17 protein-coding genes and 3 pseudogenes are annotated in these 26,684 nt (G+C 59.8%); 13 read left to right on the top strand and 7 right to left on the bottom strand.

The annotated features are described in order from the left end of the window. Positions 1–352: 352 nt before the first annotated feature. A complete protein-coding gene (locus BQ8482_RS40355; RefSeq protein WP_342210976.1) occupies positions 353–478 on the bottom strand; it encodes a hypothetical protein in 126 nt (41 codons plus the stop codon). Between the two features lie 595 nt (positions 479–1,073). On the opposite strand from BQ8482_RS40355, the gene BQ8482_RS22290 reads away from it, so the two are divergent. The 6 genes from BQ8482_RS22290 to BQ8482_RS22265 all read left to right on the top strand — a co-directional run bounded on the left by BQ8482_RS22290 (position 1,074) and on the right by BQ8482_RS22265 (position 7,762). Further along, a complete protein-coding gene (locus BQ8482_RS22290) occupies positions 1,074–2,660 on the top strand; it encodes an ABC transporter substrate-binding protein (protein WP_123149575.1) in 1,587 nt (528 codons plus the stop codon). Positions 2,661–2,671: 11 nt separating this feature from the next. Continuing rightward, positions 2,672–3,610 carry an ABC transporter permease gene (locus BQ8482_RS22285; protein WP_123149574.1) on the top strand — a complete coding sequence of 313 codons (939 nt, stop codon included), beginning with the start codon at positions 2,672–2,674 and terminating at the stop codon, positions 3,608–3,610. 1 nt (position 3,611) lies between these two features. Next, a complete protein-coding gene (locus tag BQ8482_RS22280) occupies positions 3,612–4,490 on the top strand; it encodes an ABC transporter permease (protein WP_208867807.1) in 879 nt (292 codons plus the stop codon). Then, positions 4,487–5,503: an ABC transporter ATP-binding protein gene (locus BQ8482_RS22275; protein WP_123149573.1), complete on the top strand. Its 1,017-nt coding sequence runs from the start codon at positions 4,487–4,489 to the stop codon at positions 5,501–5,503. Before BQ8482_RS22280 ends, BQ8482_RS22275 begins: the two co-directional genes overlap by 4 nt. Continuing rightward, entirely contained in the window at positions 5,500–6,543 is a 1,044-nt protein-coding gene (locus BQ8482_RS22270) for an ABC transporter ATP-binding protein (protein ID WP_123149572.1), read from the top strand. Before BQ8482_RS22275 ends, BQ8482_RS22270 begins: the two co-directional genes overlap by 4 nt. An 85-nt stretch (positions 6,544–6,628) precedes the next feature. Continuing rightward, positions 6,629–7,762, top strand: coding sequence for a serine hydrolase domain-containing protein (locus tag BQ8482_RS22265; protein ID WP_123149571.1), 1,134 nt, complete (start codon positions 6,629–6,631; stop codon positions 7,760–7,762). A gap of 413 nt (positions 7,763–8,175) precedes the next feature. On the opposite strand, the gene BQ8482_RS22260 is transcribed toward BQ8482_RS22265, so the two are convergent. Further along, entirely contained in the window at positions 8,176–9,174 is a 999-nt protein-coding gene (locus BQ8482_RS22260) for a D-alanine--D-alanine ligase family protein (RefSeq protein WP_123149570.1), read from the bottom strand. 378 nt (positions 9,175–9,552) lie between these two features. Next, positions 9,553–9,714 carry an IS3 family transposase gene (locus BQ8482_RS40915; RefSeq protein ID WP_165848665.1) on the bottom strand — a complete coding sequence of 54 codons (162 nt, stop codon included), beginning with the start codon at positions 9,712–9,714 and terminating at the stop codon, positions 9,553–9,555. On the opposite strand from BQ8482_RS40915, the gene BQ8482_RS22255 reads away from it, so the two are divergent. From BQ8482_RS22255 to BQ8482_RS22245, 3 genes and pseudogenes are all read left to right on the top strand, one after another. Next, on the top strand, positions 9,702–10,013 hold the full coding sequence (locus BQ8482_RS22255; protein WP_342210978.1) for a DUF5372 family protein: 312 nt from the start codon (positions 9,702–9,704) through the stop codon (positions 10,011–10,013). The genes BQ8482_RS40915 and BQ8482_RS22255 overlap by 13 nt on opposite strands. A 601-nt stretch (positions 10,014–10,614) precedes the next feature. Beyond that, entirely contained in the window at positions 10,615–10,914 is a 300-nt protein-coding gene (locus tag BQ8482_RS38710; RefSeq protein WP_208867811.1) for a hypothetical protein, read from the top strand. Continuing rightward, a pseudogene (locus BQ8482_RS22245) lies at positions 10,907–11,641 on the top strand (recombinase family protein); the annotation flags it as partial. The gene BQ8482_RS38710 and the pseudogene BQ8482_RS22245, both read left to right, overlap by 8 nt. A 54-nt stretch (positions 11,642–11,695) precedes the next feature. On the opposite strand, the gene istB reads toward BQ8482_RS22245, so the two are convergent. Further along, complete coding sequence (istB, locus tag BQ8482_RS22240) at positions 11,696–12,496, bottom strand: IS21-like element helper ATPase IstB (protein ID WP_123149568.1); 801 nt, start codon at positions 12,494–12,496, stop codon at positions 11,696–11,698. Further along, positions 12,496–13,742 (bottom strand): annotated as a pseudogene (gene istA, locus BQ8482_RS22235) (IS21 family transposase). Before istA (BQ8482_RS22235) ends, istB begins: the two are co-directional and overlap by 1 nt. On the opposite strand from istA (BQ8482_RS22235), the gene BQ8482_RS39460 reads away from it, so the two are divergent. Together BQ8482_RS39460 and BQ8482_RS40645 are read left to right on the top strand one after the other, a co-directional pair. After that, positions 13,649–14,521 (top strand): recombinase family protein, encoded by an 873-nt coding sequence (locus BQ8482_RS39460; protein WP_342210977.1) that lies wholly within the window; start codon positions 13,649–13,651, stop codon positions 14,519–14,521. The pseudogene istA (BQ8482_RS22235) and the gene BQ8482_RS39460 sit on opposite strands and share 94 nt — an antisense overlap. Next, complete coding sequence (locus BQ8482_RS40645) at positions 14,424–15,518, top strand: hypothetical protein (protein WP_425294121.1); 1,095 nt, start codon at positions 14,424–14,426, stop codon at positions 15,516–15,518. The genes BQ8482_RS39460 and BQ8482_RS40645 overlap by 98 nt, the downstream gene beginning before the upstream one ends. 14 nt (positions 15,519–15,532) lie before the next feature. On the opposite strand, the pseudogene istA (BQ8482_RS38700) reads toward BQ8482_RS40645, so the two are convergent. After that, positions 15,533–16,404: pseudogene (gene istA / locus BQ8482_RS38700) on the bottom strand (IS21 family transposase); the annotation flags it as partial. A 1,342-nt stretch (positions 16,405–17,746) separates the two neighbouring features. Here istA (BQ8482_RS38700) and BQ8482_RS22210 point away from each other — a divergent pair. Together BQ8482_RS22210 and BQ8482_RS22200 are read left to right on the top strand one after the other, a co-directional pair. Beyond that, the gene (locus tag BQ8482_RS22210) at positions 17,747–25,024 is read left to right on the top strand and encodes a type I polyketide synthase (RefSeq protein ID WP_165848664.1); all 7,278 of its coding nucleotides are present in this window, start codon (positions 17,747–17,749) and stop codon (positions 25,022–25,024) included. A 336-nt stretch (positions 25,025–25,360) separates the two neighbouring features. Beyond that, a complete protein-coding gene (locus tag BQ8482_RS22200) occupies positions 25,361–25,978 on the top strand; it encodes a 4'-phosphopantetheinyl transferase family protein (RefSeq protein WP_123149563.1) in 618 nt (205 codons plus the stop codon). Between the two features lie 132 nt (positions 25,979–26,110). Here the strand turns inward: BQ8482_RS22200 and tnpB are convergent, their stop codons facing one another. Further along, on the bottom strand, positions 26,111–26,497 hold the full coding sequence (gene tnpB / locus BQ8482_RS40640) for an IS66 family insertion sequence element accessory protein TnpB (protein ID WP_165848663.1): 387 nt from the start codon (positions 26,495–26,497) through the stop codon (positions 26,111–26,113). Positions 26,498–26,684 lie beyond the last annotated feature (187 nt).

The raw sequence follows: 26,684 nt of genomic DNA, 5'->3' as shown, positions 1-26,684 counted from the left end.
AAGACCGTATGTCCGCTTCTGCCGGCGAGCTACCTCACCGGCAGAAGCGGACATACGGTCTTACGATCTGGTAAACGAGGTAATTCTTGGATATGGACGATCAGCATTGGTCCGCCTACCCATGGTCACCCTTCAATTGGCCCACTGGCATGGATGCCGCGGGGCCGGTGACGATGGATGTAGTCCCTCTTCTCGGCGGCGGTGCGCTTTTCAGAGCCCCCTTTAGAAATTCCGGTTCCAGAGCCTGCTTGCCGACGAGTCGCTCAAGGGCCGCGATCGGGGCCTCGTATTCCTGGATAAGGTCGGCGGCCTGCGCATCGTCATCGAAGGCGCCTTCCTCATATTTGCGCACCTAGACACGGATCAGGTTTCGGGTGACGTCGTGCCGTTTCGCCAAACCGTGAAGCGTCTCGCCTGACAGATATTCCTGCGCGACCTGCCGCTTAAACTCGATGCTGTAAGTGCGATATCTTGCCATGGGTTCCCTTTTCGAAGACCCGACAAACCTGGTCAATTCCTCAAGCCGATCTGTCCACCCTCAGGGCGCACTCCATGAAGGCACCCTAATAAGGCCCCTGAATGAAAGCTATCGCACTGGCCGAAAGCATCATTTGGTGATTCCCGATACCGCAAATTGAGCGAGACGACGTCCAGATCTTCGCAATTGGCTGATCACACAGGTCGCGGACCCGAATCCGATCCCGCCGGCGTCGGCTGCCGAATACGCTAGGGCAGCACCAGTCGGGGGCAGCGATATATCAGCTGGGCCTACAGAGCCGCCGTCGCCTGATAACATTTAGTCGCGCGGTACATAACTTTTTATCCGGTTGTTTTGTCGCTCCCGCGTCGCTAGCGTTCCTAGAACAATAAGAGCGACAGCCTCTCAAGCTGTGCTGAAGGTCCCAATCAGTCTAGGGAGTCTCGCCGAGAGACGTCGTGGCGCCGACGAAAAAAGCTACTGGCGGTGGACATCATTTCAACTGTCAGAGCGGTGGAACGCTTTTTTCAGTCGATGAGCACAAAAGCAACCCGTGTGAGCGGGAGGTTGCTTAACATAACGGGAGGAATGAACTATGAAGGATGTCGTAGCAAGTGTGAGCCGCCGAAGCTTTCTCAAGGGGGGCGCCGCGCTCGGCGGGGGTATTGTCGCTGCCGGCATGCCACTCTCGCAAGCCATCTGGGCTGCCGAGGGCAAGGTGCTGAAGGCGCGTTCCTCTATTAATCCTACGACATTTGACCCCGGGTTTTACGCTCTTAACCACGAAATAGATGTGATGAGCTGCATCTATTCCAAGCTGACGCGCTACAAGCCAGGTTCAGAATGGGGATGGGAGCTCGAGGCGGCGGAAAAGATCGAGCAGGTCGATCCCACCCATATCCGCTTCCACCTGAAGAAAGGCATCAAGTTCACCGACGACCATGGCGAGCTGACTGCGAAGGATGTCAAGTTCTCGTTCGAGCGCGTGATCAAGCACAATTCGTGGGCAAAGGCCGATTGGGGTTCGCTCGATCATGTTGATATCGAAGATGACTATACAGGCGTGATCGTGCTGAAGACGCCGTTTGTGCCGCTCTGGATGATCTCGCTCCCCTTTGGGGTTGGGCATATCGTTTCCGAAGATGCGGTGATAAAGGCAACCAAGGACGGCGGTAATTTCGGCACGAAACCGCCTGCTTTCTCCGGCCCGTATGTGCTCGCAGACTGGAAGCCGAACCAGTATGTCGTCTTGACACGCAACCCGGAGTGGTCCGGCCCGAAGCCGGGATTCGACGAAATTCGCATCCTGCCGATCATCGACATCAAGGCGGCGGAACGCGCCTATCAGGCGGGCGACGTCGATTTCTCTATTATAAGTCCGGATTCGCTTGCAACTTTCAAGAATAATCCGCCCGTCGACACGAAGCTCGAGGAATACCAATCGCTCGGCTTCACCTGGATTGGTATGAACCTGGATCACCCAAAGCTGAAGGACATTAATGTCCGAAAGGCGATCCAATGGGCGGTCAATGTGCCGCAGATCCTTGATGCCGCTTATTCGGGTCAAGCAGCCCCGGCAACAGGGATCATTCCTCCAGGTATTGTCGGGCACCGCGACAAGGGGCTTGTGCCACCGGAAGGCGATGTCGAGAGGGCCAAGGAGTTTCTGGAGAAGGCCGGTGTGGCCGATCTGGCCCTTACGATTGACTGCCTGAACGATAGTACGTCTTCCACTATAGCCCAGACAGTTCAGGCGCAATTGTCGCAGATCGGCATTTCGCTTGAAATCAATTCCCAAGATTCCGGCTCGTTCTGGACGCTCGGCAGTGAATCCGAGGGCGGGGAGCGCTGGAAAGATCTGCAGCTTATCTTAACCCCAGTCACCTGGTTGCCAGATCCGTATTATGCGGCAGCTGTGTTCGTGCAAGCTCAAGTCGGCGTCTGGAACTGGGAGCGCTTCCGCAGCGAACGCTATGATCAACTGGCGGCAGAGGCGGCTACGATCGACGACCCGAATGCACGTGCGAAGCTGTACCATGAGATGCAGGATCTTATGGAGGATTCCGGCGCCTATCGGTTCCTGACTCATGGGGGAGCGCCGATCGTGTATCGTCCCACAAAAATGCAGATCGCCACCACCCCGGACGGTTTTCCACTGTACCGCGACTTCAAGCCCGTTTAGAGGCCGGGAGCGTGTGGCTCTATCTTCTCAAAAGGATTGTCCTCGCGATCGCAATTATTGCGATCGCGGTGACGCTTCTGTTCCTGATGATCAGAGCAGTACCCGGCGATCCAGCGGCGGTTCTGCTCGGCCCGCGGGCGACTCCGGAAATGAAGGCGCAACTCCACGAGCAGATGGGGCTTGACAAGCCGTTTATCGTGCAAATCGCGGCCTTCTTCGGCGGGCTGCTCCACGGCGATCTCGGCTTCGACGTGTTCAGCCAGAGACCTGTAGCCGACATTGTTTTCGAGCAATTGCCTTATACTATCGAACTGATTTTGGTCTCGATCTTATGGGCCATCCTGATAGCCGTGCCGCTCGGCTGCTACTCGGCGATGCGTCGGAACTCCTTGATCGACCAGGTGGCCGGCGTGGTGACGGTCGCCGCGATCGCAATTCCTTCCTTCGTCGTGGCGGTCTTCGCGCTGATGATTTTTGCGGTGACCCTGCGCTGGTTGCCAGCGATCGGAGCCGGCAATGGCTTCCGGGATGTACTTAAGCACCTCATCCTCCCAGGCTTTGCCATAGGGATTGGTTGGGTCGGCTACATTTCTCGATTGGTACGTGCATCCATGCTTGAGATCCTGAGTGAAAACCACATACGGATGGCCCGCTCTTTCGGAATTTCGGAATGGCGCATCGTTGCGCGCTACGCGTTGCCGCTCGCGATCCTGCCGACCGTGACCATACTCGGCGTAGGCATAGCGTGGCTGCTTTCGTCCGCCGTCTTTATCGAGGTCGTCTTCGCGAGACCTGGCATCGGCGCATTGATCGTGAATGCGGTTAATGCGCGCAACTATCCGATTGTGATGGGCGTCGTGCTCGTCACCACGTTCCTTATCGTTGCCGCTACGACGCTCTCGGATCTTGTCAACGCATTCGTCGATCCGCGAACCCGGGAAAAGCTCTGACATGGTGATCACGGAAGCCAACGATGCCAAGGATACCGGCGCCTTTCGCACCTTTTTGCGGCAATTTCGCAAAAACATTTTGGGCATCCTCGGCGCAGTGCTTGTCATACTCATAGCAGCAATTGCGATCTGCGCTCCGCTGATGATCACGCACGATCCGATTGCGATCATGGTCGGTCCGCGTCTGGCCGCTCCCTCGCAGGAGTTTCTGCTGGGCACAGACCAACTGGGCCGCGACATGTTTTCCCGCGTAATTATGGGCGGCCGCATCCCCCTCCTCGTTGCGTTTGCCTCTCTCGGCAGTTCACTGGCAGTCGGTCTCGTACTTGGTTTGATCGCGGGCTTCGGTCCGCGTTGGCTCGACAATCTGCTCCTGCTTCTCTTCGATACAATACGTTCGTTTCCGGGCATCATTTTCGCGCTGGCCATGATCGCACTTCTAGGACCAAGCCTGGCGAGTGTTATTCTAGTCATCTCAATAACGTCCATGCCCATTTATGCACGTGTCGTGCGCACCCAGACCGAGGCGCTGCGCAGCAGTGAATACGTCGCTGCAGAGCGCAGCATGGGCGCCGGCACAACGCGCATCCTGGCCGTGCACATATTGCCCAATGTCATCGGCCCGCTTCTCATTCTCGTGAGCATGGACGTTCCGGCCGTCATCGCCGTCGAGGCGGGTCTCAGCTTCCTTGGCATGGGCGTGCGCCCACCAACGCCCGATTGGGGAGCTATCCTCAACGATGGCTTTAATTATATCGATAGGACGCCTTGGCTGGTCGTCGCCGGCGGCATTCCCATTGTCCTCGCGACGCTAGGTTTCACGTTCCTGGGCGAGGCGCTACGCGACATATTCGATCCGAAATTGCGGAAAGATCTATGAGACGCGACGATTCGATATCCCATACGTCCGCCGGGCCGCTTCTTGAGATCTGCGACCTAAATCTCGACTTCGGTACGCCGCGTGGGCGCGTCCATGCCCTGCGTAATGTGTCGCTCGATGTGCCAGCCGGACAGGTGGTTGGCATCGTCGGGGAAAGCGGATCTGGGAAGTCGACGCTCGCCTATACAGTGATGGGTCTGCTTCCAGAAAACGCGGATGTCACCGCCGGCAGCATCCTGTTCGAAGGTAAAGACCTGCTCAAAATGCCCGCTCAGGTGCGTCGGAACCTGCTCGGCGATCGTCTATCCATGATCTTTCAGGATCCTATGACCGCACTCAATCCGGTGCGGACCATCGAGAGCCAGATGATCGATATCCAGCACCACGATCAAGGAAGCCGGAGCGAAAAGCGCGCTCGTGCCCTCGCAATGCTTCACCGGGTCGGAATTCCTGATCCGGAAAGCCGTGTCGGCGCCTATCCGCATCACTTCTCTGGCGGCATGCGTCAGCGCGTTTGCATTGCAATGGCGCTTCTTGTGAAACCGGTGCTCCTCGTCGCCGACGAGCCAACCACCGCGCTCGATGCAACGCTGGAAGTGCAGATCATCCATCTTCTCAAAGAACTGCAGAAGGAGATCGGCTGCTCGGTCTTGTTCGTCTCCCACCACCTCGGCGCGGTGGCTGAGTTGTGCGACCGGGTCGCCGTCATGTATGCGGGCGAAGTGGTGGAGCAGGGTGCGGTACGGGACATCTTCCACAATCCTGCTCACCCCTACACCCGCGCGCTGCTTGAGTGCGATCCCGGGCGTATCAAAAAAAGCACACGCACTTTGCCGACCATACCCGGCGAGGTGCCCAGTCTCCTCGGCAGCAAGAAAGGATGTATCTTCCGCACCCGGTGTCCCCAGGCATTCAATCGCTGTCTGCAAGAGAACCCGGTAGAGTACCACATCGGCCTGGACCAAGTCGCTCGATGCCATCTCCTCGACGAAGAGCGGTTAGTTTCCGCATGAGCGCGCTGCTTCGGGTTGAGGACCTGCGCGTCCGCTTCCGCACCATGGGTCCGCTGAAGGCGCTCGCAACCGGGACGAAAGCCCCTTTCATCGACGCGGTATGCGGTGTGTCCTTTGAAATCCGCAAGGGCGAGACACTCGCCCTTGTCGGTGAAAGCGGCTCAGGCAAATCCACCATCGCGCGCACGATCATCGGCTTGCAGCGGGCTGTGAGCGGCAGCATCAGCTTCGACGGACAGGAAATTGAGGAGCTCAGCGGGGCCGAACGCAAGCCCTACTTGCGGCGCATGGGGATGATGTTCCAGGATCCGGTCGGCTCACTCTCGCCCAGGTTGACGGTGCGATCGCTGCTAACCGAGCCTTTTCGCATCCATGGATTAAAGCGTCGCGATGCCGGAGGGGAAGCGGAGCGCCTGCTTCGGATGGTCGGCTTGCCGGCGGATTTTGCTCGCCGCTATCCCCATCAGCTTTCCGGAGGTCAGGCCAGGCGCGTTGGTATCGCGCGTGCTCTTGCGCTGAATCCGGACTTGATCATTGCCGATGAGCCGACCGCAGGCCTCGACGTCTCAGTGCAGGGCGAGGTGCTTAATCTTCTCGCGCGGCTTCAGGACGAACTCGGCATGGCGATCCTGATCATCACGCACAATCTTAACGTGGTGCGCCACATGACCGACCGCATGGCGATCATGTATCTCGGCCGCTTTATTGAGGTCGGCTCGACCGAGCGTATCTTTGAGCACCCGCGCCATCCCTACACGGAAGCGCTGCTTGCGGCCAATCCGGAGCCTGACCCGGATGCGGTGCTGAACCGGATCGAGCTCAAGGGTGAGGTGCCGAGCCTGTTGCGGCGGCCATCCGGCTGCGAGTTCCACACCCGTTGTCGTTACGCGCAGGATATCTGCAGCCGCGTCTTCCCCGAAGCTTCAACAAACCCGGATGACGCGCATCACAGCTTCAAATGCTATTTCCCGCTGGAGCGCGAAACCGCGATGCCGTTGGAGCAGAGACGGCTGTCTGTAGCTGGACCAACCCTGAAATGACTAGTCATCCATCGCTCCTCCCAACACACGCACCGTGCACTCTTCATGAGTCCCATGAACAACCCCTACTTGGAAGGCCCGCCACATGACGCTGCCATCGATCGCCAATCCCGACCTCGAAGTCCTGTTCGATAACAAGCCGCGCTGGGACCTGCCAGATTCCCGCCGCGCCGGCTTCCACAACCTCCACACCACTCTGCGCTATGCCTTTTCGATGCGCGCGCCCCGCGTCTTGCCACTCAGGAAGGAGGTCGACTGGACCATCGGTGAGCGGCCCGAGGTCGCACGCTATCTCGCCATGCCACATTTCTCGGCCTTCGTCGTGGTGGGCGACGATCGCATCCTTTACGAAGCCTATGCGCCGGACTTCGGGCGCGACAGGCCGCATCCCATCATGTCTATTACCAAGACCACACTCAACCTGATGCTCGGCCGCGCAGTGGCCGACGGCCTCGTCAATCTCGACGAGAGAGTAGGCACTTATCTGCCGGAGATCGGTACGGGCTACGCCGAGGCGACCGTCAAGGCCGTCGCCGACATGAACGTCGCCAACGACTTCACCGAGGACTACGGCGACCCCCAGTCGACGGTCCACCAACTGGAGCCCGCCACCGGTTTTCGCCTGCCGCTGCCTGGTCAGAAGGAAGGGACGACCCGCTCCTTCATCTGCGGCATCACCGGCGGTGACCTGGCCAATCACACCGGAGAGGCGCTGTATAAGTCGACCAACAGCGATGTTATCGGCTGGATCGTCGAGCGCGTCAGCGGCCGGCCGCTGCGCGACTGGCTGATCGAGATCGTCGAGGCGGCAGGCATCGAGGGATGCTTCCATATCACCTGCGACCGCGAGGGTGTGCCGCTGGTTTGTGGCGGCGCCTGCCTCACCGCCCGCGATCTCGCGCGCTACGGGCTGCTGTTTGCGCGCAAGGGCGATGGCGTCGACGGTCGCCGCGTCGGCGATGCCGCCTTCATCGAAGGGACGCGCCGCAATCCCGGCCCGCCCCTACAGAAGCCGCGCGACTGGATGCGCTATAGCCGCCAGACGAATACCGACGGGACGTGGCTCGGCCACGGCGGCTACGGCGGCCAGTACATGCTCGCGAACCCCGACACCGGCACCGTCGTCGTCTACTTCAGCGTGCTCGAGAACGCGAGCGCCTCCGACCCCGATTTCAGCGGTCCTCTGGTGAAGATGATGGCCGAACTCGCTGCAGAATGATGAGCTGGTCGCCGGCCGCTTCGGCATTAATCTTTGCGCGATACGCGCTGCCGCTCGCGATTTGCCGTCCCCGCCGCCCGTGTCGGTTTTGCCGTAGGCCAAAATCGGCACTGTGGTGTCGTCGCCGGTTAACCGGCGGGATTCTGTCACGTGTCACCACAACCGGCGGTCTAATACTCCTGCACAACCATCATTAGGATCGCTCGGTCTACCTCGACCTCTCTGCCCAAGCTTAATCCGAGCGAACCGCTCTGGTACGGATCCGAATGCCCGACAGTGTAGGAGTAGCCACGCCGCAAGGCGCCTTCGATCCGGAGCAATCGTCAGTCTCACAGGCCTTAGGCAGCACAATATCCCGATCGGCTGTGACTGCTGAGGCACCTGAAATAGGGTGGATGTGGCGCGTATTCGGCCTACGGGATGCCGATTCCGAAATACCGCGTGTGGGCGACATCGAGGATGCGATTAACGAAGCTTGAGAAGCTGTATCCGGCAGTCGTCGCGGCCAGGGCATAAATGGTGTTCCTACCGATTCCCGGATTGGCGTTAATCTCCAAGACAAAGGGCTGGCCGAATCGGTCGATCCGGAGGTCGACGCGGGCGTAATCCAGGCACCGGCAGGCACGGAAGGTTGCAACTGAAATATCCCGCAGCATCGTCGCAAGCTTGCTCTCGATGTGCGCCGGGCAAATCTTCGGCGGCGCGGTCGCCTCCCTGTGCATCTTGTCTTCCCAAGTGAGAAGATGCATTTCGCGGTCGCCGAAGTCATGCTCCACCAAAGGCAACACCTCGAGCTCTTCGTTTCCCAGTAACGCGACGCAGATTTCCTGCCCCTCGATGTATTCTTCCACGAGCGCGTCCTGCGCGCACTGCGTGACTATCACTTCTACGGCCTGCCTCAACTGAGCGGGCTCATGTACGAGCTGCAATCCGAAGCTGGTGGATTCGCGACAGGGCTTCACTATTACTGGGAATCGCAGGTCGCCGGTACTCTCGGTGCCGCGACGCATCACGCGAAAGTCCGGCGTCGGCACGCCAAGATCGCGGATAAGCCTCTTCGTGATGGCCTTGTCCAGCGCGAGCCCATGCCCAAGCGGGCTCGATCCAGTGTACGGAACTCCGGCCATTTCGAGCATGGCCGGAACGTGCGTCTCGCGGCCCTCGCCCTGAATTCCCGCCGCCATGTTAAATACCATTCCGGAGGGGCGGGCCTGCGGATCGGATGGCATGAACCGCTCCAGCGCAGGGAGCAGCCCTTTATCGCCTTCGCACAGCAGCGTCTGGTGACCCTCGTCTTGCAGTGCCGCGACCACGCTTTCAACCGTCTTGCGCTCGTTGAACTCCGGAATAGGCTGACCGAATCGGTTGATCACGCCCGTATGATCATGGTTCCACACGATGGCTACTCGCATGAGCTACTCCCTGGCTGTTTGTCCGCTGTCGCGATCATTCGCTAGCATTTGGCCGCTCGAGGGAACAGTTCGTCTGGACACCGCGCCCTCACGGTGTCCCATGCAATCAGCGTGCCACCGAAGAGGTTGTGCAAGCAGAGGGGGGAAACCACGCGTTTGGCGCCGCTCCCGGCGGAATACTTGCGTCTCAGTGTCGGGTTTCCAACATAGGTGTCTTCAATCGGCCACAGCTGAGGATGAGAACGCGGAACGACGAATAAACGACGGTCGATTTTCGCGCCAACTCGAACATCTGCTCGACAATGACGCGGCTCGGCTATGCGAGCGGGTGTCAATGGGCACCGAAGTCTGGAGTGCGCCCCTGAGGGTGGACAGTGATCAGGCTGCTGTTTTGCCAGTCTGCCGGATGTGTTGATCCTCGAACTGCTGCGGGCTCAGATAGCCAAGCGCCGAATGGAGCCTGCGGTTGTTGTAGACGTCCTCGATGAGGCAGGGAAGGTGCATGAAGCTCTCGGCCTTGGCGTTGGATAAAGCTGTCAACTGCAGCCCGTACGGGGACGACCGGCCTCACGGTCCGCATTACTCACCCATTCCACCCGCTTAAAGGCCAGACCTTCGACATGATCGGCCGCAGCCCGCATTGGGGCGACGACCGGGTGATCTACCGGGCGGCGGACGGGACCTTGCCCACGATTGCCGCCGCAATGACGGACATGGAGCAGCCTGACGCATTCCGGCGTGTCGCGGCCGGGCGCGCGGCGTTCCGGACGGTCGACCTATTGGATTTGCTCACGCTGCTGGATCGGGTCTCTGCGCCGGTGGAGGCGGAGGATGCGTAAGGTTAAATACGCCGCTTGTGTAAGGCAAATTACGCCGCAACGCCTGCTCGGATACAGCAGCTATGCCCGGAATTGCGGGAGCTGTGCTGGGCGTCACGGAGAGACCTTGTTTGACGTCTCATCAGGTAAGGCGTATTTATATTTACGAATCAATTTGGATGATGGTGGTCATGGCGAAGCCAAAGCCAGGACGACGCGACCCAAAGGCCTTGGCCCGCGACGGCGCACTCAACCCCCGCCCCGAGGCCGCGCGCGACACGCTGTTTGCCGGCAATCCCTTCTTCGATGCCAGGGACCTTGTCCAGGTCCGCTACGAGATGGTGCGCCGCCATCAGGCCGATCGCACAGCGACGTCGCCAGCGACTTCGGGGTCTCGCGGCCGACCTTCTACAAAGCTCAGAGCGCCTTGGCCGGCCAGGGCCTCGCCGGGCTGGTGCCTCGGCAGCGGAGTCCAAAGGGCGGACACAAGATCTCTGCCGAGGTCCTTGCCTACATCGACCAGCTCAGGACGACGAGGCCCGACCTCACCGGGCCGCAACGTGTAGACGCTATCGCCACACGCTTTGGCGTCAGGGTGCACCGGCGAAGTCTGGAGCGGGCCATGGTGCCCAAAAAAACAACTCGATCTGCCTTAACCGTCCGCGCGACCAGCCTCGTCGGCACATACGAACAACTGCGCGCCGCGGTGCTCAGCGCCCGGCTGATCACCGGATCAGGACTCGTAACCCTGCGCCGTCAAGGCATGGTCGCCTGGATCAAGGCCGCAACGACAACACCCAACTTTACGCCGCCTTGCCCGGTACATCGCCCCCCGTCGGCAGGCGCGATCGCCACCAGCGAGCTCACCCTTATCCTTGCCAGCCTTGTTGTCACGCTAACCGCGGAGCCAGCACATGCCTGACCTCAAAGTCACCGCCGATCACCTTCGGCGCGACGCCTACCTCTACATCCGCCAGTCTACGCTGCGACAGGTCGCCGAGAACGGCGAGAACACGCAGCGACAGTATGGGCTGCGTGATCGCGCCATTGCCGCCGGTTGGCCGGCCGAACGCGTCCACGTGATCGACTGCGACCTGGGCAAATCAGGATCCAGCGCCGTTGCCCGCGATGGCTTCCAGGAACTGTCAGCGAAGTAGCCCGCCAAGGCCGGCGTCGTCATGGGGCTGGAGGTCTCGCGCCTGGCCCGCAACTCCGCCGACTGGCACCGGCTGCTTGAGCTGTGCGCCCTGACCAGCACCCTCATCCTAGATGAGGAGGGCGTCTACGACCCGGCCAGCTTCAACGACAGACTTCTTTTGAGTTTGAAAGGAACGATGTCGGAAGCGGAGTTGCACTTCCTCAAGGCGCGCATGCGCGGCGGCCAACTCAACAAGGCAAGCCGCGGCGATCTGAAGATAGGGCCGCCCGTGGGCTTGGTCTACTTGCACGATGGCACCCTCGCACTCGACCCTGACGCCGAGGTGCAGGCCGCGCTCTGCATGGTGTTCACGACCTTCGAGCGCCTGGGCAGCGCAACCAGAACCGTCAAGTTCTTCCTCGACGAAGGCATCCTGTTCCCGCGACGACTGCGCAAGGGACCGCACAAAGGCGAACTCATGTGGGCGCCGCCACGGCACGCCCGCATCCTCCTGTCAAGCGAAGTGAGGATTTGGACCCCTTGGGCGAAACGAAGAACTGACCCCTCATTGTTTTGCGGTTTCGTTGGTCTCGAGCGTCGTTCCGGCCTTCTGCAATAGGCCGGAACGACGCTTTTCGCGAAGCCGGTAGCTGTCGCCGCGGATGGTGATCACTGTCGAATGATGAAGCAGGCGATCAAGGATCGCGGTTGCCACCACGGGATCGCCAAACACGCTGCCCCACTCGCCCACTGAGCGGTTGGAGGTGATCAGGATCGATCCCCGCTCATAACGCCGCGACACCAGCTGGAAGAACAGATGCGCGGCATTGGCTTCGAACGAGAGATAGCCGAGCTCGTCGATGATCAGCAGTTTCGGCCGCGACAGGGTCGTCAGTTGCTTTTCGAGTGAACCGTTGTCATGGGCCTTGGCCAGCATCGCCACGAGCGTGGCCGCCGTGACGAACTGGACGCTATGGTTCTGCCGGATGGCCTCGCGCCCGAGAGCCACCGCCAGATGTGTCTTGCCCGTACCCGGAGGTCCAAGGAACAGGACCGTGTCGCCATGGGCAATCCAGCGGCAGGTCGCCAGCTCCCGGAATTGGCGCTGATCCAGAGACGGCTGCGCGTCGAAGTCGAAGCCATCGAGTTCGCGCACAAACGGGAACTGCGCGATCTTGCCTGCCATGGAGATGCGCCGCTCGTCGCGCCGCGCGATCTCGCGCGTCACCAGGAAGGCCAAAGCTTCGCGCAATGTCATCTCCGAACGCGCCGCTTCGTCCAGCAGCGTATCGAGCTGGTCCCGGATCGCGGTCAGCTTCAGCCGGTCGAGCTGAGCCACCAACATCTCGTGATCGACCGCCGTCATCACCAGCCGCCTCCCAACAATGCCTCATATTCGGCCAGCGGCCGCAACAGAGCGGAAGGCGCAACGATTTCCGCCGGCGCCGATCGTACCGGCCCAGCAGCGCCGACCACGCCGGCAAGATGCGCGCGCTAGACGATCCGTTGGCGACGCCCCCGGCACAAGGCATGATCCGCCACCACCTCGCCCGCATGACGCACGATAACGCGGCCGCCCAGCACCACGACCTAGACGCTCTCCCAGATCAGCCGCCAGGGAACCGAGTAACTGTTCGTGTCCAAGTCGATTGCGCAGTCCGCCTGGACCTTGCGCACGAGATCCCGCAGCTGCCCAAACGGCGCCCGTCCGCCGAGAGGGCGAATCGCCATGGCTTCTTCGGCAAAGCGCTCCGCAGGAGCCACCCCGGTCGTGCCATGCACACGCTGATCGGCAATCTCGCGCGTCCACCGGTCCAGATGCGCCTCGAACGCCGCCCAGTTCTCGAACCGGCGGCCGGCAATCGCATTGCGCTTGACGTAGCCAACCCCGCGTTCGTCCTTCCCCTTCGTACGCGCCCGGTAGGGCGCACAAGCCCGTGGCGTAAATCCCCAGTAGCGGGCGAAGGCGTGCAGCCGCACGTTGAACCGCACCTCTCGCGTCGCCGCACGTGATGTTCGACCAGCGCCTTCGGATTGTCGAACAGCACTTCCGTTGGAACCACGCCGAAGCGAAGGAAGGCTCCTTCCATCCCCTCGAACCAGTCCGCCTGGCGCTCCCGAAGCGAGGGACGGATATGCAGCCGACGCGAGTAACCCAGCGTTGCTACAAACAGGTGCGCCCGAACACGCTCGCCGCCGATCCACACCCGCGTGTCGCCAAAGTCGATCTGCATCTGATATCCCGGCGCGGTCTCAAACCGAATTGTCGCGCGCTTCTGCGCCTTCAACTCCCGACGCCAATGCTGGACCCGAAGCTCTACCGAACGAAGCCCAATGACGATCCCATGTTCGCTCGCCAGTTCCTGGCGAACCACATCGGCGTTGCCGCCATGGCGGAAGAAGCGCTCCCGAAGCCAATCGTCCAGCCCGTCGAACGCCGTCTGCCGCACAGGCTTGCGAAACGGAACAGTCCCGCCGTCGCGCAGATACCGACGCACCGTGTTGCGCGCGCACCCGAATTCCTTCGCCAGCCGCTTCGCTCCCCAGCCAAGCTCATGCAGCCGCAGCATCGCTGCCACCTCTTCGGGCTGAAGCATCTCCTCTCCCTGCATCGTTCTCGACCGCCGAATTCCTAGTCGTCATCCATGCCTCCTCTCACAACCGAGGGGGGTCAATTCTTCATTTCGTCAGGGGATCAGTTTCTCAATTCGGCCGACACCTCCAGGTCCTGCATAATCCGAGATATGCCGGCGCCTTCGTCTACGGTCGAACACGTGGACGGCCCCGGCCGGGCGGCGGCGTCTCGCAGATCAAGGTGGATATGGCTGACTGGCGGTTCGTCATGCCCGACCTGCATCCGGGTTATATCGACTGGGAGCGCTTCAAGGCCAACCAGGAGCGTCTCGCCACCAATGCACAAGCCTATGGAATGCAGCGCCGCGCCGGGCCGGTCCGCGAAGGATCCGCCCTGCTCCAGGGCAGAGTTCACTGCGGCCTTTGCGGCGAGCGCATGGGCGTCCATTACAGCCAGGAGCACGGTCAGCCTGTCCCGACCTATATCTGCCAGGAGACCGCCACCCGCCGTGGCGGCAAGGTCTGCCAGTCCGTGCCAGGCAAAATCGTCGACCCGGCGGTGGGTGCATTGCTTGTCGAGCTGATGACGCCGATGACCCTTGAGGTCACCCTGGCGGTGCAGCGCGAGCTTGAGGCACGCGCCGCCGAGATGGACACGTTGCGCCAACAGCATATCGAGCGGACGCGTCATGACGCCGAGCTCGCCCGGCGCCGCTACATTGAAGGCCGATCCCGACAATCGCCTCGTTGCCGACACTCTCGAGACCGAGTGGAACGAGAAGCTGCGGCTTCACACCGACGTCGTCGAGGACTATGAACGACGCGCGCCCGAGGAAGCCGCTGCCCTCGATGCCGAGACGCAGCAACGCGTCCGCGATCTTGCCGAGCAGTTCCCGCGGATCTGGAGCGATGCCCGCATCGATGTCCGCGAGCGCAAGCGTATCCTGCGGCTGCTGGTCGCCGACGTCACCCTGGTCAAGGCCGAGACGACTACCGCAAACGTGCGACTATCCGGCGGGGCGACCCGCACCTTGACGCTGGAGCGGCCTTTGCCGATCGCCGAGATCCGCAAGTTCAAGCCTGAGCTCGTCGCCGAGGTCGACCGCTTGCTCGACCGACATTGCGATCGCGAGATCGCCGATATCCTCAATGAAGGTGGCCAACGACCTGGGAAGGCAAGCGGTTCAATCCCAAGAAGATCGCCTTCATCCGGGCAGCCTACAACCTGCCCAGCCGTCGCCAGCGCCTGCGGGATTGTGGTCTGCTCACGCCCAGGAAGTGGCCGAACACTTCGCTATCGCCGAGACCACGGTGCATCACTGGGGGCGCCAGGGGCTCATCACCAAAGTCTGCAGCGACAGTCTCAACCGTGGTCTGTGGGACATTCCTCACAACCTCGATATCATCAAAGGCCGCCCGGGCCGAAACGCCGTTGCCGCCCGCCGTGCCTCAATTACCGTGCCATCAACCGAACAGGACTCACTATGAAACAATTGCCTTGTCGCGTGGCTTGCGGCTTCGGTCGGCAGGATGGTGGTGTCGTAATGCTCGGCCATGGCGGCAAAGGTCGCGTTCAGCGTCGGCTCGAACCACAGCGCCTTGGCAACCCCGGCCTTCAAATTGTCGCAGACGATCGCCTTGGTGATCCCGCCGAAGAAGCTGAGAGCCCGCACCTGGCCGTCGATCCAGTCCTCTGGCTGAAGCTGGCAAAAGGCGAAGGTCAGGTTGGAGGCGCCCAGCACCGCGACGAAGATCTGGGCGGCGTGAATGACCCGGTCGCCGGATCGATCACCGGCACCGTTTGCCCGGCATAGTCGGTCTGCATCACCGCATCCGCCGCATGCCGGTTGCGGAACACGGCGCTCGTCCGCTGCCGGAAGGCGGCAAAACTGTCGAGCCAGTCCTGCAACTGCTCGTTCAAGTCGTCAAGATTGCGGAAGGAGCGGGCAAGGAAGAAGTCCTCGCGGATATAGCGGAACGGTCGCTCGACCTTGCCCTTGGTTTTGGCGCGATACAGCCGGTAGGCTCTTGGCTGGAAGCCAAAGTGCCGGGCCAGGGTCAGCAGTGAGCGGTTATAGACGATGTGGCCGTTCCCATCCTCACCCGTGACGGCCGTCTTCATACGGTCGTAGAGGATCTCGATCGGCACCCCGCCAATGGCCGCGAAGGCTTGGCAATGACAGCGCAGCAGCGTCTGCAGGTCCTGGTGCATGACGTAGCGGGCGAAGATGTAGCGCGAGTGGCCAAGCACGAGCGAGAATAGCCAGACGATGCGTAGCGCGCCGGGTTCATCGCTGAACTCGGTCACGAAGCGCGCGAAGTCGACCTGTGCCTGGTATCCGGGCGGAGTCTCGAACCGCACCTCGAAGGGGCGGACCTGATCTTGCGGCCGGATCGCGGTGACGAGCGCTTCACTGCGGTGTAGGCGCCTTCATAACCGCGCTCGCGAATCTCGCGAGCCAGGCGAATGGCGGTGAGATCGGGATAGGCGGCGACGCGTTCACGTAGGTAGTCGACGAAGGGCGCGATCTTGTTTGGCCGCCCCACCTGGCGCGGACCATAGGTGGGCAGTTCGAGCCCGCGTTCGATGTAATTGCGGACCTTCTTGGGATCGCGGCCCGTTCGCCGGGCGATCGCGGTCACCGACAGCCTCTGACGGTCTAGATCCAATATCATCAGAAGTTCTCCAAGTTGGACCACCAGTGCCCGCTCCCGTCCCGCAAAGATCGGAACGGACTATCGACGCCGGGGCGAAAGCGCCAGTACCGGGACGCGTCCCGGTACTGGCGGCAGAAGCGCCAACTAGTCTAGGGAATTTTCGATGCCCACAATCGGGGAATATTCATCGCCCGATGACAAGCGGGTGAAGCTCACATACGGTCGCCGCTTGCAGCGGCTAAATGAGGCGTGTCTCCCCAGCCTGCCAAGTCATCTTCACGTTCGCAGCGAAGCGCTGAAGATCGATGGCGACAGGTTCCTCGGGCTTTGCATTCAGACCGCGACCATCGACCCGCCTTCCAATAGCGCTTGATCACACGGACGCCGATCCGGGTCTTGCGGCTGGTGCCAGACTCAAAGTATTTTGAAAATAGCTTGAGTCCGCCTTTGACCACAAAATCAATGGTCTAATGGATGAATATGAATTGTTATCCCTCTTCATAAAATTTAATTGAACTGGTTTTAACTTAAGTTTAACGAATATTGTCTTTCTGCGGTCACCTGCCACTGCTATCCTCGCCGTCATGAAGTTTAGTCCAGCTTGGCGACTATACGGAGAAAGTGTCATGAGCAGCTCGAATCGACAGACCGCATTGGGGCAGGCCGCGCTGGAGCGTATCAAGGCCTCCCATGCCCTCGACGGCGACGCGGCTGGCTTGGATAACTTTTATCGCGGTTCGGCGAGGTCCAATGGATGTCGGCCGCGGGGAGTATTGCGGGCCGACGGTCGTTGCAGAACTCGCAAGTGCCATGCAGACAGCGTATTTGGCCAACGACCGTGCAGCTACGGAAATCCTAGACGCTGGGTACGGAACCGGCCTCGTCGGTGTGCAGCTGAAGCAGTCCGTCGGGTCGGACGTGCCCGAGCGTGAAACCGCCTCGGGTTTCAGTTGCTCGATGGATTCGACCTCTCAGATGAGATGGCCGAGAAAGCTCGCAAACTCGCGTCTACCGCCATGTCAAAGACGATGTCGGCCTCAACGGGCCGCTCTCCAATCACCCCACTGCGAGGCACGACATTACAGTCTGCTGCGGCGAGAACTGGCTCGCGTCACGCGTTCGAACGGTTTCGTTATCACAAGAATTCGCAAGAGCTATGCGGAGGAAACATACTTTGGAGATGAGGTAAGACGTCTGCATAAGACGGGAATCATTGCGGTGGTGCACTGACTAAACGATAGGAGTTACATCGCGGAGGAAGGTGACCATTACTGGATCCAAGTCTCTATAGAGCATATCCCGAATTTGCGGTCGATAGGAAGTCAATAATCTCCGGGTAGGGACAGCTATTGCAAGCGGAATGGTCAGAGGAGTAGTTGGAGAAATGACGCAATTTAATGGTGAATTCAAAGCATTTCTCACCGTCCTAAAGAGCTCACTTGATCCGTCGTATCGGATAATTTGCTTCCCTCATGGAGGGGGTAGCGTCCAGTCTTTCCGTACTTGGTCGGACTATCTCCCCAACGACGTTGATCTTATTTGCCTTGATCTTCCCGGGCGCGGCAAACGGTCAGCGGAGGCCGCCATCCGCAGCATGGACGTACTAGTACCCATGGTCACTGAGGCGCTCCGCGAGTACAGCGACCGGCCCTTTGTTTTCTTCGGTCATAGCGTAGGTGCCCTCGTGGCTTACGAGATCGCCCGCTCCCTGGAGAAGGCCGGTCGGCCATCTCCCTTCCATGTTGTCGTGTCTGCTCACACGCCGGCCGATGTGCCGGCGGATGAGCCGCCCATGTATACATACGCGGATGACAAGTTAACCGATGTCGTCCGGAGCCTTGGTCTGGTCCCCAAGGAGGCGCTGGCAAATGAGGAACTCCTACATAACTTCATCTTGCCTCCAATGCGGGCCGACTTCGAACTTGCGGAGACCTACGACCGGAACTTACCAACGCCTCTCGGCGTGGCAATCACCGCAATGGGGGGAGTTCAAGACGAAACGATCAATGCAAATGACCTAGACGAATGGCGTCAGCTCACGACGTCCCGCTTCGCCCGGATTATGTTTGATAGCGATCACTTTTACACCCATTCCATGACGGCGGACGTGGTGTCTACCCTCCTGCGTGAAGTTGGGGAAGTAAAGGCACAACTCCCTGCTTCCATTCGAATTGGCGAGGCCCTACCTTATCCCGAACTACCACTGCATGACCAATTCCGTAAACAAGCGGCCCTCAATCCGGAGGCCCCTGCCGTCGTCTCAGAGATAGGGATCTTGACGTACCGTGGGCTCGACGACCTGAGCGAGATTCTATCTCGACACCTCCTCGGACATGGTCAGAGTCGAGGTTCGCGCGTCGGTATCCTAATGGATACTTCACCTGAATATGTCGTCGCGCTGTTCGGCATTCTTAAGACAGGGGCGGCCTACGTCGTTCTTGACAAAGCTCAGCCCGTTGCCGCGCTAAATCGGATGCTTGAGAAAGCATCTGTGGAAATCGTTGTCACCAACAAACGTTTCGCAGCTAGCCTTCCGCCTAACTGGTCGGGTCTTGCGCTGTCGCTCGACGAGGGTTGGGAAGCGAAACTCGGTAAGGCCAGTCCAGCCAATCCCCAAGCGGTGGATCTCGATGCGCCGGCCCAGATTGTATTTTCGTCTGGAACGACTGGTGAACCGAAGGGGATCGTCTGCCCCCACCGAACCAATGTGTGCTCTTACCAGTGGTATTATCACGCGCTGCCATACGCGCCTGATGAGCGCGAGGCGGTCAATCTCTTCTTTGTCTGGGAGATAATGCGGCCGATCCTCGCCGGGATGCCAGCCTATCTGATCCCAGACGACGTTATCTACGATCCGCACCAGCTGGTCGACTACCTGGAACAAAATCGAATATCCAGAACATTATTAACCGCTTCCCTGCTCGATGTGCTTCTCAGCAGCGGCTTCCTCGACGCACCCTCGCGCCTTCCGGATCTCCGATTGATCTACCTATCAGGCGAGGTGGTAACAGCAGCGTTGCTTGCGCGTGTGAAGGATGCGTTGCCGCATGTCAAAATTATCAATAACTACGGCACAGCGGAGACACATGAGGTCGCGCATATTGATTTGACCGAGATTGATCCTGCGACAGCACAAAAGGTCGTGCCGGTCGGCCCACCTCAGTACAATGTCAGTGTCTATGTCCTCGGGGAGCAGCGCGATCCCGTACCGCTGGGCTTCCTGGGCGAGATCTTCGTCGGCGGCGACGCAGTGGGGCATGGATATCTCAACAGCCCGGAGATGACACGGGAACGGTTCCTTCCCGACCCGTTCCGCGCTGGTGGCACGATGTTCCGCACTGGCGATCTTGGCCGCATGCTGCCCGGCGGCCAATTGGAGATTATCGGGCGCTGCGCTTTCATGGTGAAGATCCGAGGTTTCAGTGTCGTGCCGGGGTCTGTAGAAGCTGCTTTGCTTCGGTACTCCGGGGTCTGCTCCGCCGCCGTATTGCCGGAGCTCGACCCGACCACCGGCCGGCCGGATCGACTGATCGCCTATGTAGTCTTGCGGAATGGGGCCAAGGGCTGGGAGGCTGCTTTGCGGGCGCATTTGAAATCTGAGCTGCCACACTACGCGATGCCGTCGGACTTCGTCGCTGTGAGGGAATTGCCCATTGCGGCCAATGGGAAACTTGATCGGTCGCGCCTCCGCGAGCTGGCGGAAGAAGCGAGCGCTCCAGTGACAGGTGCCGACGAGGTCGAATCCGCACTTCGCGCAGCCTGGCGCGACCTTCTCCAGGCTGACGCCGCCGATCCCGACGACAACTTTTTCGATTCCGGCGGCCACTCCCTTCTGGCTGCACGTCTTTGCACACAGCTTCGTAAGAGTCTGAAGGTGCAGCTTCGCGTAGTGGAGGTCTTCCTCAATCCGACTTTTCAAGAACTCGCGGCTCTTCTCCGCAAGCGCGGCGGCGAGCAGGGGCGTCCCCAAAACCCGAAGCTCCCCCAAACACCGCCAGTTTCAGCGGCCAGGGCGCATATTAAGGCGTTCGACGGGCGACGCGGCCCCGGAATGGACATTGCGGTGATTGGTATGGCCGCGCGTTTCCCTGGCGCGGAGACCGTCGATGCGCTCTGGGAAAACCTCTGCCAAGGGGTCTGCTCGATCGCCCCGCTCTCCGCGCAGGAACTCAAGGCCCGGGGCATTCCGGAGGTTGTCCTGAAGCGCTCCGATTATGTGCGGGTGGGCGCCCATCTCAACGATGTGGACCTTTTTGATCCGGACTTCTGGAACCTCTCAAGGCGTGAGGCAACGCTGATGGACCCACAGCATCGCCTGTTTCTCGAAAGCTGCTGGAAGGCACTCGAGTCGGCCGGGTACGCGCCCACCCAGCATGAGGGCCGGACGGGGGTGTTCGCAGGTTCGTCCTTCCCCCTCTATCTCCTACACTATTTGAAGGGGGGCGGCCTCATCGATCCCACTAACGCTCCGCTCGCTTTCCTGACGGATCTCGGCAACGACAAGGACTATCTTGCCTCGCGCGTCTCCTACATGCTGAACCTCAACGGCCCAAGCATGGCGGTGCAAACCTCATGCTCTACTGGGCTAGTGACGATTGCGGTCGCCGCTCAGTCGCTCGCTGCCGGCTATTGCGACATGGCGCTGGCAGGCGCAGCGAGCATCACCTTTCCCCAAGCGGGGTATCAGTATGTCAAGGACTTTATCAATTCTTCGGACGGTGTGTGCCGAGCCTTTGATGCCGATGCCAATGGCACGGTGCTTGGAGATGGGGTAGGGGTCGTCGTTCTCAAGCGCCTCGAAGATGCGCTTGCGGCGAACGACCCGATCCACGCAGTGGTAAAAGGATGTGCCATTAACAACGATGGCCGCGCCAAATCGTCCTTCTCGGCGCCTAGCGCGCGAGGCCAGGCCGATGCTGTGCGCCAAGCACTTGCCTCCGCGGCTATCGGCGTTGAAGACGTGGAATACATCGAAACTCATGGCACTGGCACCCAGATCGGCGACCCGATCGAGGTCCGCGCTTTGGCAGAGGCTTTCGCGGGGCAAAAGGAAACGGGCAACGCCTGTGCGCTCGGGTCAATTAAACCGAACATCGGCCATGCCAACTTCGCCGCAGGGGTCGCGAGCTTTATCAAGACAGTTCTCACCCTTCAGCACGGGGTAATCCCCGCGACCATCAACATCAACCGGCTGAACGAAGATCTGGGTCTGGAAGACACGCACTTCTTCGTCAACGAGCAGCTCAGACCATGGCCCCGTCCGCAGGGACGCCTTCGAACTGCCGGAGTCACTGGCCTCGGTATCGGCGGAACCAACTGCCATGTTGTGCTGCAGGAATGGAACAGCGACAACGCAAGGGCTTGGCCCGGATCGGTCGCGCCGGGATCTCACGCCCTTTGCCTTTCTGCAAAGACTCCCTCGGCGCTACGCCGCGCCTGCCGGAATCTAGCCGTGTTCCTGCGGCGCAAGCGCGAGATCGATCTCGGTGACGTCGCCCATACGCTACGCGTGGCGAGATGCCAATTCAATTATCGAACAGTCGTTGTGGCGCGCAACTTGGACATGGCCATCGCGAAGTTAGAAGAAGAGGCGGATCGTGCGGCTGATCGGACCCTTTCTTCACCGTCGATTGGGTTCATGGCGCCGGGCTGCGGAGTGCAGCACACACGAATGCTCAAGGATCTGTTCGATCACGTGCCGGAATTCCGCACTGCTTTCCTGACTTGTGCGGCCGCTAGTCGCCCGGTTCTGGATCGTGACCTGGAGACGGTTATGTTTGGAGAGGACGACGGATACGCGACCGCTTCCTTCGAAGAAATCAGTGTCATGATTTTCTCAGTGCAATACGCCATGACGCGTTTGCTAGAACTGTGTGGAGTGCGTCCCGATTACCTGGTCGGACACAGCATGAGTGAATACGTCGTGGCCACCCTAGCGGGCATACTGAAACTTGAAGATGCTATTCGGCTGACGGTGGTTCGTAGCCGCGCGATAGCGACTCTTGGTATCGACGGTGCTATGCTTGCGGCCAGATGCGGCCCGGACGAGGCTGAGCGTATCCTTATGGAGGACGCTTGGCGTGATCGAGCTGAAGCTGGCGAGATCAACGTTGGTGTCGTGAACTCAAATACCGGTGTCGTGTTCTCCGGCAAGCGAGAACTTATCCAAAAGCTTCAGGGGAGGCTCGAACAAGTACGGATTCCCAACCACGTCATTAATACAGCTGGCGTCCCTAGTCATTCTCCGCTGATGAAACCAGCGGCTGAGATCATCGAGGCGCAGGTCCGCATCGTTGAAAAGCGGTTGCCGGATGTGGCCATTGCTCTGAATTCAGGATCCCTGCACGGGGAGAAAGTGCCCTTACCGCAGAGCCACTGGAGTGGGAAAGCAACTGGGACTATCCGATTCGATCGCTCTATCCAGACCATGGTCGCGGCTGGTGTAACTGCACTCATTGACCTTGGCCCTTCGCGCAATCTGGCGCGTTTCGCACATGAAGCGATCAACCCAGAGGATCGCAAGATCAGAATGCCATCAATTGTCCCAGCCGCGCGCGACGAGAACGATGAAGATTTCACTGACCGTCATGTCCTTCTGGAATGCCTTGGGGCACTCTGGGCCGCGGGTGTTGCGGTGGATTGGAAGCGGGCCAGTGATCAATTGGAACCGTTCGGTACTCGCCGGCGCCTTCCCCTTCCGACGTACTCGTTTGACGGTCACCGTTGCTGGCCGGACGATCAGCCTGCGGGCCCGAGGCTTCCGCGGCAGCCCGAGGAGCGAGAACGGCATAGGGGGCAAGTGTTCACTTATGCGCAAACGTGGACAGAGAAAATGCTCCCCCGCGCGGTTCCCGGTGGCGGAAGTACAAAGGCGCTACGTTGGTTGGTGCTCGCCGATCGGCCCTTTGGCGAGGCGGAGCGCACGGGAGACCTGCTGGCAAACAGCCTCATACGGCAGTTGGAGGATGCGGGTCATGAAGTTGTCCGTGTTTGCCGACGAGCCAAACCCTCAAATTCGCCGCCGAAAATCAAGGGGTCCACAATCTTCATTGATCCCACCCGGGAAGGCCTCAAGGCGCTCTTCGATGCCGAGGTCGCTTCAGAGTGTCCCGCTGACCGCATTGTCTGCCTCTGGCACCTGAGCGGCACAGCGGAGGCGTGCGAGGATCCGGCCACGGTGCAGACTCATCTTTTGCGGAGCTACGACGCCATACTCGATTTGGCGCGAGTTCTTTCCACACTGGCGTTCCAGACTCCGGTCGACCTCTGGATTGTTGGCGACCGGATCGTTCAGGTCGGTGAGGAACCTGTAGATCCCGAAAAAGCGTCCGTCTTCGGTCCCGCCGTCGTGCTACCGCAGGAAAACCCTATGGTCGATTGCCGGGTTGTTGATCTAAATATCGACGACCCGAATGTGGGCTATCAGCTAGGGGCTGAAATCGGGCGTGACGTGCCTGGTCCCGATGCAATAGTCGCGCTCCGCGGAAACCGCCGGTGGGTGCAGCATTTTTCCGAGGTGGCCCTCGCTTCACAGGTTTCCGGACGGGAAACCCTGCGACCAAAGGGCGTATATCTGATCACCGGAGCTCTCGGGCAGATCGGCCTGTCCTTGACGGAACATCTCGTAAGCCTTGGGGCCACGGTTGTCGCGATTACTCGCCTTGCCGTACCCGACCATTTGAGTTCAGGGCGCGTGGATCTCGATGAGGATGACTGGACACGCCGACTGGCCGCGCTTGACGACGCAAAAGGTCAGGTGATTCTTCGTCAGGCCGACGTATCCGATTTCGACAGCCTGTCGGGCGCGCTCGACACAACGGTTCGGGAATTCGGGCGGATCGACGGGATCTTTCACGCCGCGGGACTGCCCGATGTGAAGTTCCTTTCAGAGATGAAGGACACGCCATCTGCCAGTGAGTTCGCCTCCAAACTCGTGGGGACACGCAATCTTTACGGTGCTATCCAGCGGATACAGTCCACTCACGCGCAATCACCTGAGTTCGTGTTCCTTTTCTCGTCCCTCGCGTCCATCCTCGGCGGACCAGCGATGGCCGCCCACGCAGCCGCCAACAGGTTCATAGACGCCTTTGCACGCCAGGTGCAGGGCAAACTCGGTGTGCGGTGGATCAATTCCAAGTGGGATGACTGGGATTACTCCCACGATGAGCAGGTGACTGCCGCGTACCGGACATGTCAGGCGAACGATTTGAAGCTCAGTTCGGACGAGGGGATCGATGTCATCAAGCGCATACTGGCAAGCGTTGACAACGGCCAGGTTATTGTTGCGACGCGACTCTTTCCTCCACGCATAAGGCAATGGGTCGACCAGGTCCGGACAATCACGCCCGACGAACAGCCAGACGAAGAGAAAAGATCTCCGCCCGAAGAAGTCGAAACGAGCAAGGACAACATGTTGGGGCACGGCGATCCGAGGAGCCTGTTCCTTGATGAAGTCAAGACTCTTCTCGGCGCGAAGGAAATAGGGTTGGACGACAACTTCTTCGAAGTTGGGGGAGACAGCCTTCTCGCTGCAGAACTTCAGGCTCATTTGAAGAAAAGCGACCACTGGAAGTCGCCGCAATTGGATGAGATAATGAACGCGTCGACGTTCGGCGACCTGTATGAGCGGATTTGCCGACGTGACCACCACCCGGCGAAATAACCACAGCGGAAAGAGCGGGAGCATCATACGTGTCGATGCTTGAACGTGGTTGGCGATCTCTTGAGTTGGATTGAAAGAAGCGTTTAAAGCAGACCGACTCGATGAGAGTGTGGTCGAACGCTACCGTAAGCACCGAGCGGGGAAGCAATGCATCCAGCGGGGCGACCGCGCGGCGCTGAAGCGGTTGCTGACGGTGCTGCGCGACGCCGGCATGGCTGCACCTGCGCCGCTGCCGCCGTTCCTCCCGGAGGACCAGGTATTTGCCGGGTCAGCGACTATCTGCGACAGGAACGCGGGCTGGTGTGAAATTCCCATCCGCTCAAGGGGGGCCAATAGGTGGATATTATAAGGTTTGATCAACCGAACATTTTCGTCGGCATTCGTCCGATAGAACACGTCGACGAAGCCGCCTTGTTCGCTTCCGAAGTTGCTGCGCTGGGGCGCGCTGTTGCCAAAGTCCGTCGCCAAAGCGGTGCGGCAAGAATTATCGCCCGAACACTGCTAGGTAAACTAGGATTTCCACCGATGCCTATCTTAAAGACACAATCGGGCGTTCCGACATGGCCAGCCGGCATTGTTGGGTCTTTGGCCCATCACGATACGGTAGCAGCCGCCGCTATTGCAGAGAAGAAAATCATCGGGGCGCTGGGTATCGACATTGAACCTAATGAACCTCTTCCGGGCGGTTTGATTGACTTGGTTGCAACTTCCAGAGAGCAAGGCATGTACGACTCACGTTTGCTCCAGCGGCGAGACCTGTTCGTTCTTAAGGAGGCCGTCTATAAGGCCTGTTTCCCACTATGCAACGAAATCCTTGAGTTTCAGGACGTCGAGATTGACATCAACTCCAACACAGGATACGTGAAAAAGATCAATTGTACTTTTTCCATTGATCTCTACAATTCTAAAAACGTTGTCGGCTTGGCCTATCAAAAGGGAACTGATCAAAGATAAGTTGGAGGTATTAAAACCTACCGCTGGCGCAAGATTCTAAGTCTCGCATTTCTATAGTGGCCGCGCATTACCACTTTTGAGGCGCTGGCGCCTTGATCCGCCGCAGTTGGTATTTGCCCTTAGAGGCGAACTTCACCGAAGCTCGCCAGAGCGTATCTCCATAACCCAAGTTTCTCCAAACTGGGAACACGCGAACAGAAAAGGCCCCGATCGCCCGCGTACTATCACGCGCTGATTTATCGCGGCTTGCTGGCGGACCGAGGCAGATGCCAAACGGGATTTTCGGACCTGTCCTTCGAAATGAGGTGAGGGGTGGTTGTGGTCTGCAAAACTGCGGTCGGGTGATTGAGAAAGAGCCACCAGTTTGGGCACATTCTTGAGGATAGCCCCGCGGCTCATGATCATCTCGCGCGAATCTATAGGAGCCCGTCGGCGGGCCAGGACGTTCTGGACCGGCGCGGCCAGGCCATCCATCCCTTTGCGCATGTCGCACGGCTGCGTCGCCAGATAGACGCGCACCTCCCCAGAGCTGGCGCAATCATGCCGCCGTCTTCCTAGCACCCGCCGCAGCGCCGCCTCGCTGACCTCGTCCGCGCACGCGCACGCCGCCGGTCAAGACGATCTCAATCACACCGCGCCGCTCCATCTCGGCCGCCGCAGTTGGGACCGCAACCGGCGCACCGCTAGATGTTTGATCCCAGGCTTT

This window comes from Mesorhizobium delmotii, assembly GCF_900149755.1.
Classification (GTDB): Bacteria; Pseudomonadota; Alphaproteobacteria; order Rhizobiales; family Rhizobiaceae; genus Mesorhizobium; species Mesorhizobium delmotii.
The sequence above is the reverse complement of the archived record's forward strand: the minus strand, read 5'-3'. Positions and strand labels throughout refer to the sequence as shown.

Excerpts from the sequence above, each read along its gene's own strand:
- BQ8482_RS40355 (WP_342210976.1), bottom strand. The coding sequence starts at position 478 with ATGGCAAGATATCGCACTTACAGCATCGAGTTTAAGCGGCAGGTCGCG.
- BQ8482_RS22290 (WP_123149575.1), top strand. The coding sequence starts at position 1,074 with ATGAAGGATGTCGTAGCAAGTGTGAGCCGCCGAAGCTTTCTCAAGGGG.
- BQ8482_RS22280 (WP_208867807.1), top strand. The coding sequence starts at position 3,612 with ATGGTGATCACGGAAGCCAACGATGCCAAGGATACCGGCGCCTTTCGC.
- BQ8482_RS22275 (WP_123149573.1), top strand. The coding sequence starts at position 4,487 with ATGAGACGCGACGATTCGATATCCCATACGTCCGCCGGGCCGCTTCTT.
- BQ8482_RS22270 (WP_123149572.1), top strand. The coding sequence starts at position 5,500 with ATGAGCGCGCTGCTTCGGGTTGAGGACCTGCGCGTCCGCTTCCGCACC.
- BQ8482_RS22265 (WP_123149571.1), top strand. The coding sequence starts at position 6,629 with ATGACGCTGCCATCGATCGCCAATCCCGACCTCGAAGTCCTGTTCGAT.
- BQ8482_RS22260 (WP_123149570.1), bottom strand. The coding sequence starts at position 9,174 with ATGCGAGTAGCCATCGTGTGGAACCATGATCATACGGGCGTGATCAAC.
- BQ8482_RS38710 (WP_208867811.1), top strand. The coding sequence starts at position 10,615 with ATGGTGCCCAAAAAAACAACTCGATCTGCCTTAACCGTCCGCGCGACC.
- istB (WP_123149568.1), bottom strand. The coding sequence starts at position 12,496 with ATGACGGCGGTCGATCACGAGATGTTGGTGGCTCAGCTCGACCGGCTG.
- BQ8482_RS22210 (WP_165848664.1), top strand. The coding sequence starts at position 17,747 with ATGACGCAATTTAATGGTGAATTCAAAGCATTTCTCACCGTCCTAAAG.